Genomic DNA, 8720 nt, shown 5'->3' with positions numbered 1-8720 from the left:
ACCACAGCGTGGTCGAGCGGCGCTCTTGCATGATCACGACACCGCCCTGCGGCACTCCTTGATGATCACCGGGGTGGGGATCAGGAGGGGGGGATCAGGAGGGGGTGGGGGAGGGATGCCGGACGGGGGTCGGCTGGGCGCCGGCGGCCTCGAGCAGGAGGTCGCGAACCTCGGTCGCGGCCACGTGCGTGCGGGGGCGCGCAGGGTCGGAGCACAGGAGCACCGGCCCGTCCGCCGGGCTGTCCGGGAGGCGGCCGTGGCTGCCGCGCAGCGGCGACGGGTCGAGCGGGACGACGTCCATCGTGTACCGCATGCCCGCCTTCTTGCGGGCCAACGCCTTGGCGGCGCGGAGCTTGACCCACCGGTCCTCGGGGTCCATGAAGAGCTCCACCGGGTCGTAGCCCGGCTTCTTGTGGATCTCGACGAGGCGTGCGAAGTCGGGCGCCTTGGCGTCGTCGAGCCAGTAGTAGTAGGTGAACCACGAGTCGGGCTCGGCGACGAGGACGAGCTCGCCCGAGCGGGGGTGGTCGAGCCCGTGTGCGGCCTTGCCCTCGACGTCGAGGACCTCGGCGACGCCGGGTGTGGCGGCGAGGAGGTCGCGGATCGCCGGGACGTCGGCGGGGTCGCGCACGTAGACATGGGCGAGCTGGTGGTCGGCCGCGGCGAAGGCCGGCGACGTCCACGTGTCGAGGAGCTCACCCGTGCTGTTCGTGTGGACGTTGAGGTAGCCCGCGCGGCGCAGCACCCGGTTGACGTCGACGGCGCGCGAGACGCCGGTGATGCCGTACTCGCTCAGCACGACGACCGTCGCACCGAGGGCGCGCGCGTCCGCGAGGAGCGGTGCGAGGGCCGCGTCGACCTCGCGCGCCGCCTTGACCGCCTCGGGCCCGTCCGGGCCGAAGCGCTGGAGGTCGTAGTCGAGGTGAGGGACGTAGGCGAGGGTGAGGTCGTGGTCGGGCATGACCTTGCGGGCGGCGCCGATGATCCACGTCGAGCTCGCTATCGACGCGCCCGGCCCCCAGAAGGTGAAGAGCGGGAACGGGCCGAGCTCGGAGACGAGCTCGTCGTGCAGCGACGGCGGCCACGTCCAGCAGTCCGGCTCCTTGCGGCCGTCCGCGTGGTACTCCGGCCGGGGCGTGACGGTCGTGTCCGCGCTCGAGCCCATGGCGTACCACCAGCAGACGTTGGCCACCGTGTACCCGGGGCGCTGCTCGCGGATGGTCTCCCAGACCTTCTCCCCGCTGACGAGTCCGTTGTGCTGGCGCCACAGGAGGATCTCGCCGAGGTCGCGGAAGAACCAGCCGTTGCCGACGATCCCGTGCTCGGCGGGCATGAGCCCGGTGAGGAAGGTCGACTGCGCTGAGCACGTGACCGCGGGCAGGACGGTCTCCAGCTCCGCCTGGTAGCCCTGCTCCGCGACAGCCCGCAGGTTGGGGGTGTGCTCGAGCAGGCGCGGGGTGAGCCCGACGACGTCGAGGACGAGCAGCTTCTTCACAGCGCCTCCAGGGGTGAGGGGACTTCCAGGGGTGGCCGGGCGGTCGCTCACAGCGCCTCCAGGCCGAGGTCGACGAGGAGGTCACGGGTCCAGCGCAGCTCGGCGGCGAGGCCGGCGACGAGCCCGGCGTCGTCGGCGGGGCGCAGGTGCGCGGGCAGGACGGACCACGTGTACGTCTCGACCTCAAGGTGGTCGGTGAGGGCCCGGGGGCCGCCGACGAGTGCCCGGGCTGCCTCGCGCAGGTAGGTGCTCGTGCCCTCGAGCGGCGCGTCGGGCTCGGCGTGGACGGGGACGTGGAAGTGGACGCGCCACGGCCTCTCGCCCGGCAGCCCGCCGTCGGCGAGGGCCTCCGGGAGGTCGTCGACGGCGCGCACGGCCGCGCCGTCGTGCTCGCGCACCTGGTGGAGGAAGCGGTCCTCGGCGAAGCCGCCGAGGGCGGCGCGGGAGGCGGGCGCGGCCGGCTCGGCCACGTGGAGGGCCGCCGCGAGCTGGGACTTGACGACCTCGAGGCCGGCGCCGTCGAGCGCGGCGAGGGAGGCGGCCGGGTCCTCAAACCCCGTCGCCATGTGGCACATGTCGAGGCAGACGCCGAGGTAGTCGGGGTCGAGGCCGCTCAGGTGCTGCGCAGCGTCGGCCGCCGTCTCGACGACGCAGCCGGGCTCGGGCTCGAGCGCCACCCGCACCCGCCGGCCCGTCTCGCGCTCGACGTCGGCGAGACCCGCGGCGAGCCGGTCGAGGCCCGTGCGGGCCTGGGCGTGGCGCTCGGCGGACCACGGCGTGCGCCACGCGAGCGGCAGGGTCGAGATGCTGCCGCGGGCGGCGTCGTCGGGCAGGATCGCCGCGAGGACGCGGGCGCAGTCGAGGGTGTAGGTGAGCCGCTCCTCCTCGGTCCAGTCCGGCCGGTAGACGCGGTGCTTGACGACAGGCGCGTGGAAGCTCGCGTACGGGAAGGCGTTGAGCGTGACGACCTCGAGGCCGGCGCGCGCGAGGCCGTCCCGCAGGCGCGCGAGGTCCGGCGCGGAGCGCACGAGCTGCGCGGCGGCGTCGGCGGGCAGCCACAGGCCCACCCCGAGCCGGGCGACGTCGAGCTCGGCGCGCACGGGCCCGGCGAAGCGCTCCAGCTGGTCGAGGAGCCCGTCGACGTCCTCCGCGGGGTGCACGTTCGTGCAGTAGGCGAGGTGGACGACCGTGCCGTCGCCGTGGCGGAACCGCAGCGCTCAGCCCTCCTTGGTGACGGGCTCGCCGCGCAGGACGGAGTTGCCCTCGTACGTGGCGGCGTCGGTGGTCTCCTCGTCGAGCAGGAGGCGCCCGCTCTGCCCGTAGAAAGCGACGGGGTTGCGCCACAGGACCTCGTCGACGTCGTCGTCGGTGAACCCCGCCGCGAGCATGGCCTGACCGGTCTTGAGGGTCTTGAGCGGGTCGCTGCGGCCCCAGTCCGCGGCGGAGTTGACGAGCACGCGCTCGAGGCCGCGCCGGGCGAGGATCCGCACCATGCGGTCCTCGTCCATCTTCGTGTCCGGGTAGACGGAGAAACCCATCCAGGCGCCGGCGTCGGCGACGATGTCGACCGTCGTCTCGTTGAGGTGGTCGACGACGACGAGCTCGGGCGCGAGGCCCACCTCAGCGACGATCTCGAGCGTGCGGCGGGTGCCGGAGGCCTTGTCCCGGTGCGGGGTGTGGACGAGCACGGGCAGGTCGTGCTCACCGGCGAGCTCGAGCTGGCGGACGAAGACGTGCTCCTCCTCCGGCGTCATCGAGTCGAACCCGGTCTCCCCGACGGCGACCACGCCGTCCTTCTCGAGGTAGCGGGGCAGGATGTCGAGGACCCCGATGCAGCGCGGGTCGTTCGCCTCCTTGGGGTTGAGCCCGATGGTGGCGTGGTGGACGATGCCGAACTGGGCGGCGCGGAAGCGCTCCCAGCCCAGCAGGCCGTCGAAGTAGTCGATGAAGCTCTCCACCGACGTACGCGGCTGGCCGAGCCAGAACGCCGGCTCGACGACGGCGCGGACGCCGGCGGCGTGCATGGCCTCGTAGTCGTCGGTCGTGCGCGACGTCATGTGGATGTGCGGGTCGAAGATGCGCACTGCGTCTCCTGCGGGCTCGGTGGGGTCTCAGGGGGTGGGGAGGCGACCGGTGAGGCCGGCGGCGCTCACCTGGTCGGGGAAGTCGGCGAGGAGGGCGGCGGCGTCGGCCGGCACGTCGCGCCCGGCGGCGAGGCGCTCGTTCGCGTACGCGGCGACCATCTCGCCGAGCCGCGCGTCGGCGCGCTCCGGCAGGGCGTCGACGGCGGCGAGAGGCACCCCGACGAAGAGGCACTTGAGCACACCCTGGCGCCACGACTCGGTGTCGTAGTGACGGGTGGCGTAGGGGCCGAGCGCGGCCGCCACGAGCCGGGTGTCGTTGGTGCGCAGGGCGTCGGCGAGGAGAGGGACGGCCTCGGCGCCGAGCGGGAGGCGGTCGAGCGCGAGGAGGACGGCGCGCTTCTCGTCCGCGTCACCGAGGCGGTAGAGCTCGGCGACGTCGTCCGCGAGCCGGTCCGTGGGCACGGCGTCCGCGTGCGCGGCGAGGAGGGCCGCGCGGACCTCGTCCTCGACGCGGGCGTCCGTCCCGGGCAGCGGGCCGCGGCCGACGCGGCGCGCGGCGGCGGGGAAGAGCCGGTGGATGGCCGCCGGGTCGGCCGCGACCTGGGCGAGGAGCCCGTCGAGCTTCGCGGCACCGTCCTCGCCGAGGGCGGCGCGCAGCGTCTCGGCCGCCTGCGCGGCGCTCATCGCACGGCTCCCGCCGCGGCGCGGGCGTAGGTGCGCAGGGCGGTCATCGAACGGGCGGCGACGGCGGGCGCGGAGTCGCTGTGGCGGCTCAGCTCGACCGAGACGAGGCCCTCGTAGCCGATCTCCGCGAGCGCGGTGAAGACCGGCGGGAAGTCGATGTCACCCTCGCCGAACTCGAGGTGGGCGTGGACGCCGCGGCGCATGTCGTCGATCTGGACGTGGGCGAGGGCGCCCGCGCTGAGCCGGACGCAGCCGTCGGGGGTCTCCGCCTCGTTGCAGCGCGCGTGACCGATGTCGAGCGTGACCTGCAGCTGGCGGGGGTTGTCGAGACGGGCACGCAGCTCGAGGGCGTCGGCCACCCGGGAGACGAGCATCGACGGCTCCGGCTCGAAGGCGAGGGTGATGCCGGCGCGCTCGGCGACGGGCAGGAGCCGCCCGACGGACTCGACGAGACGGTCCCAGCCCTCCTCCTCCGACGTACCGTGCGGGAGGTTGCCGGACCACAGGTGGACCACCGGGGCGCCGAGGTCCCCGGCGATGTCGATGGCCCGGCGGATGAGCTCGGAGCGGCGTTCGCGGCCGGTGTCCGAGACGAAGGTCGGCTCGAACTGCCGGCGCGGGTCGAGGAGGAAGGGTGCGCCCGTCTCGACGACGGACGCGAGCCCGAGCCGCTCGAGGAGGCGTGCCGTGCGCGCCGTGCGGTCGACGACGTCGTCGGCGAAGGGATCGAGGTGGTGCGGGTCGAGCGTGATGGCGGCACCGTCGTAGCCGAGCTCGGCGATGATCTCGAGCGCGTCGTGCAGGCGATGACCGGTGAAGCCGTTCGTGCCGTAGGCGAGTCTCATGTTGCGGACAACCTCCTCGTGGCTAGCCGGGCGACGGGCCCGGCGGCGAGCACGACGGCCGCGGCGGGCAGTGCGCCTGCCCCGGCCGTCAGGGAAGCCTGGAGCGGGATCATCCCGCGGATCCCGACGCCGGTGGCCCGGCGCACCGTCGGGGCGTCGGGGCGGCGTGCGGCCTCGAGCTGGGCTCGGCCGACGGTCCAGGCGTACGTGGCGGCGAGCCCGGCGGCAGCGAGCCGGGTGAGGCCGCTCCGGTGCGGCGGCGCGGCGGCTGTCGTCGCACCCGCCGGCAGGGGGCGGCGCGCACCTGCCCCGGCGGCGCGCCCGCCGAGGGCGGCTGCCCCGGCGGGGCCGGCGAGGAGCGCCGCCGCGACGGCGACGATCGCCGTCGTCGCGGCGGCGCCGCGCGGCACGGCGGGGGTGGTGCCGGTGACCTCGCCGCGGGAGAGGGCGGTGACGGCGACCGTGTGCGCCGTGAGGGCGAGCGCCGCCGGAAGGGCGGGCCGGGGGTTGCCGGCCGCGCCGAGCATGACGTCGAGCCCGCGGTTGGCGGCCATGACGACCGGCGCGAGGGGGGTCGGCTTGGCGAGGAGGTCGTAGCTCCACACGGTCGCGGCGAGCGCGGCACCGATCACGAGGTGGCGCCGGCCGGCGGCGGCGGCGAGCCCGACCCCGGCGGCGGTGAGCCCCGCGGCGAGCGCGAGCGCGTGCCGGGGGCTCACCCGGCCCGAGGGGATAGGGCGCTCGGGGCGCTCGACGGCGTCGAGGTCCCGGTCGGCGTAGTCGTTGAGGGCCATGCCGGCCCAGTACAGGCAGGCCGACGCGGCGGGGAGGAACGCCGTGCGCGCCCCGGCGGGCCAGCCGGCGGCGGCCGCGCCCGCGAGCGTGTCCCCGGGGACGGTGAGGGCGGCGGGGAGGCGGACGAGCTCGGCGAGGTCGCGGGCCGTGGTCATGAGCGGCTCCCGTCGTTCGCGGGCGCCGCCGTGAGGCCGCGCGCGACCGGCGCCGGCGCGCAGCGCCGTGCCGGCTGACCTGGGATGCGGCAGCTCATCAGACCTCTTCGTCTCGGTGGAAAGTCCGCGCGGACTTTCGTTCGCAATCAACGGATAAAAGGTACCCCATCGACGTATGTGTCGGGGAGCTGCCGGGTGGGCGGGACGGGGCCGGGACGACGGCGGCCCACCGGCCCGCGGTCAGGCCCGTGAGTCGGGCCCGACGGCGGAGATCCGGTGGATGGCGACGATGATCTCCGCCTCGCGGCCGAGGTCGACCATGCGCACCCGGCCACCCTCGATGCTCACCGGGCGCACCCGGCGCTTCTCCGGCTTGCCGGTCGGCCCGATGACGATGACGGAGACCGGAGTCCCCGTCTGCGCGGCCTCGTGGAGGAGCGCGACGGTGTGGACGGGGTCCGTTGCGGCGAGGTCGCCGCTGGCACGGTTTGCGGCCGCGTGGGCGGCGCGGTCCTGCCCGGCGCGCATGCGGGCGACGAGGGCCGCCAGCTCGGCGTCGTCCATCGTCCGCACGTCGAGCTCGACGGGAGCGGGAGGCGCCACGGGCCGGCGTGCGCGCGAGGCCGGGCGCAGCCGTGCCCCGCCGGCGCCCCCGGTACGACCGCCGGTGCCGGGCAGGCCGACGACGACGGTGCCGTCCGGTCCCTCGAGCGCCGGAGCGGCGTCGGCCGCGCGCAGGGCCTCGATGAGCTCGGCCGGTGAGGCGCTCGAGACGAGCACGGTGGGCGCGATCGGGCGCAGGCGGAGCCCGGCGAGGCGCGGGTGGCTGACGAGGGCGCTCGCGGCGGCGGCGTCCTGGGTGCGGACGTAGCTCGCGGCGGACCCGACGCGGACCTGGCCGTGCTTGCGCGCGGTGTCCGTGACGAGGTACTCCAGCGCCTGGGGGAGCGGCGTGCGCGAGGCCGCGCGCAGCCGCTCGACGAGGTCCTCGCCGGCGACGCCCGCGTCGAGCGCGCGGCGGATCGAGACAGGTGTGAACCGCACGGTGAGGGCGGCGCCGCGGCTCTCGACGTCGGCGGACAGGGTGATGAGCTCGTCGAGCGCCGGGCCAGGGCGGCCCGGGACGATGCCGGTGAGGTCGCCCTGGACGACGAGCTCCTCGACCGGCTCGGGGAGGGCCGCCTCGAGCGCGGTGGCGGCGGCGGCGACCCCGATGGCGGTCGCGAGGCTCACCGTGCCGGAGCCCGCGGAGGCGGCACCCGCGCCGGGAGCGTCGAGGAGCGCGCGGCCGGCGGCGGTGAGTGCCCCGGCCCCCGTGAGCCCGAGGAGCTCGGCCTCCCCGAGGACGGCCGCGACGCTCGTCTCGGGCGGGGTGGCCCGCGGGGCGTGCCACGTGAGGATGGCGTGCAGCTCGGCGGCCGTGGGGGCGGCGCCCTCGGGCAGGTCGGCGAGCGCCTCGAGCGCGCGACGGCGCAGGCGGGCGGCCCACCCGCGCTCGAGGCCGGGCTCGAGCGCGGCGCGCAGGGCGCCGTGGTCGTTGCGGGTGCCGACGAGCCACGCCGTGCGCCGCGAGGCGAGCCACGCGGCGGCGAGGTGTGCCCAGCGCCGGCCGAGCGTGCTCTCCCGCCACTGGAGCGACTGCGCGGTGGGCTCGAAGAGGAGGCCGTCGTTGCCGTCGTCGACCGCCTCGACGAGGTCCGCCGTGGCCGCGACCTCGGCGATCGTCGCGGCGGTGGCCGGGTCCGTCTCCAGGGCGGTGGCGGTGCGCTTGAGCTCGCGCACGCCGAGGCCACCGCTGCGCAGGACCGCCGCGGGGGCGTCCTGCCACGCCATGAGGAGGAGGGCGACGAGCCGCACCGACTCCTCGGCGAGGCGGGCACCCTCGGAGCTGACGACGTGCGCGGGGCGCGTCGCGATCCCCGCCGTCGGGGGCGCGACGGCCGGCTCGGCGTGGGTGCGCCCGTCGCGGGCGGCGAGGCCGACCTCGAGCGGCAGGACGAGCTGGGTGGCGCTGAGCCGGTGGAGGATGCCGTGGTCGAGCAGCCAGCGGGCGCCGGGGCTCGGCGCGCCGGCGCTGACGACGCCGACGGGCGGGCCCCACCGGAGCGCGTCGAGCATCCGGGCGGCCGCCGACGGGGCGTCCTTCATGCGGGCGGAGAGCTCGTCCGCCGTGCGCGGCGGGGTGCCCCCCGCGGCGGTGCCCCCGGCCACCGCCGCGCCGAGCGAAGCGAGGCTGGGGCCGAGCCCGGCGGGGTGCGGGCCGAGCGCCTCGGCGAGGGCGAGGACGGGCCGCCCGCCGACGGTGAGCGCGAGCTCCTCCGCGCGGTCGACGACGTCGCGGGCCTTCGCGGCCGGCAGCCCGACGGCGCGCCCGAGGTCCTCGGCGGACGTCAGCCCCAGGGGTGCGAGGGCGACGAGGGCCTCGACCACCTGGAGGTCGCGGGTGGTGAGCCGGGCGAGGACCCGCTCGACGGACGGGCGGGACGCGGCGCGCCCGCCGAGCACCGTGACCGAGGACGGCGTGGGCACGCCGAGGTCGGGGCGCTCGCGCAGGAGGAGCGTGAGCTGGTCGTCGGTGCGCTCGGCGAGGGCGCGCGCGAGCTCCTCGCTCGTCGCGGTGCCGGGCTGCATCGGGTTCATCCGACCCACATTACGGCGCGCC

7 protein-coding genes are annotated in these 8720 nt (G+C 76.3%); all 7 read right to left on the bottom strand.

All coding sequences use genetic code 11. The features are described 5' to 3' along the window. Window positions 1-94: 94 nt before the first annotated feature. Window positions 95-1546, bottom strand: coding sequence for an alkaline phosphatase family protein (locus tag V2J63_RS13880; protein WP_491062242.1), 1452 nt, complete (start codon window positions 1544-1546; stop codon window positions 95-97). After that, entirely contained in the window at window positions 1543-2709 is a 1167-nt protein-coding gene (gene eboE / locus V2J63_RS13875; RefSeq protein ID WP_331231582.1) for a metabolite traffic protein EboE, read from the bottom strand. The genes V2J63_RS13880 and eboE overlap by 4 nt, the downstream gene beginning before the upstream one ends. A 3-nt stretch (window positions 2710-2712) precedes the next feature. Next, window positions 2713-3579 carry a TatD family hydrolase gene (locus V2J63_RS13870; RefSeq protein ID WP_331231579.1) on the bottom strand — a complete coding sequence of 289 codons (867 nt, stop codon included), beginning with the start codon at window positions 3577-3579 and terminating at the stop codon, window positions 2713-2715. A gap of 27 nt (window positions 3580-3606) precedes the next feature. Beyond that, on the bottom strand, window positions 3607-4263 hold the full coding sequence (locus V2J63_RS13865; protein ID WP_331231578.1) for an EboA domain-containing protein: 657 nt from the start codon (window positions 4261-4263) through the stop codon (window positions 3607-3609). Next, window positions 4260-5108, bottom strand: coding sequence for a sugar phosphate isomerase/epimerase family protein (locus tag V2J63_RS13860; protein WP_331231577.1), 849 nt, complete (start codon window positions 5106-5108; stop codon window positions 4260-4262). Before V2J63_RS13860 ends, V2J63_RS13865 begins: the two co-directional genes overlap by 4 nt. After that, a complete protein-coding gene (locus tag V2J63_RS13855) occupies window positions 5105-6058 on the bottom strand; it encodes an SCO3242 family prenyltransferase (protein WP_331231576.1) in 954 nt (317 codons plus the stop codon). The genes V2J63_RS13860 and V2J63_RS13855 overlap by 4 nt, the downstream gene beginning before the upstream one ends. Window positions 6059-6298: 240 nt before the next feature. Continuing rightward, window positions 6299-8698 carry a helicase-associated domain-containing protein gene (locus V2J63_RS13850; protein WP_331231575.1) on the bottom strand — a complete coding sequence of 800 codons (2400 nt, stop codon included), beginning with the start codon at window positions 8696-8698 and terminating at the stop codon, window positions 6299-6301. Between the last annotated feature and the right edge of the window lie 22 nt (window positions 8699-8720).

The sequence above is a fragment of the Georgenia wangjunii genome, assembly GCF_036421975.1.
Classification (GTDB): Bacteria; Actinomycetota; Actinomycetes; order Actinomycetales; family Actinomycetaceae; genus Georgenia_A; species Georgenia_A wangjunii.
This window is presented reverse-complemented; position numbering and strand designations above follow the sequence as displayed.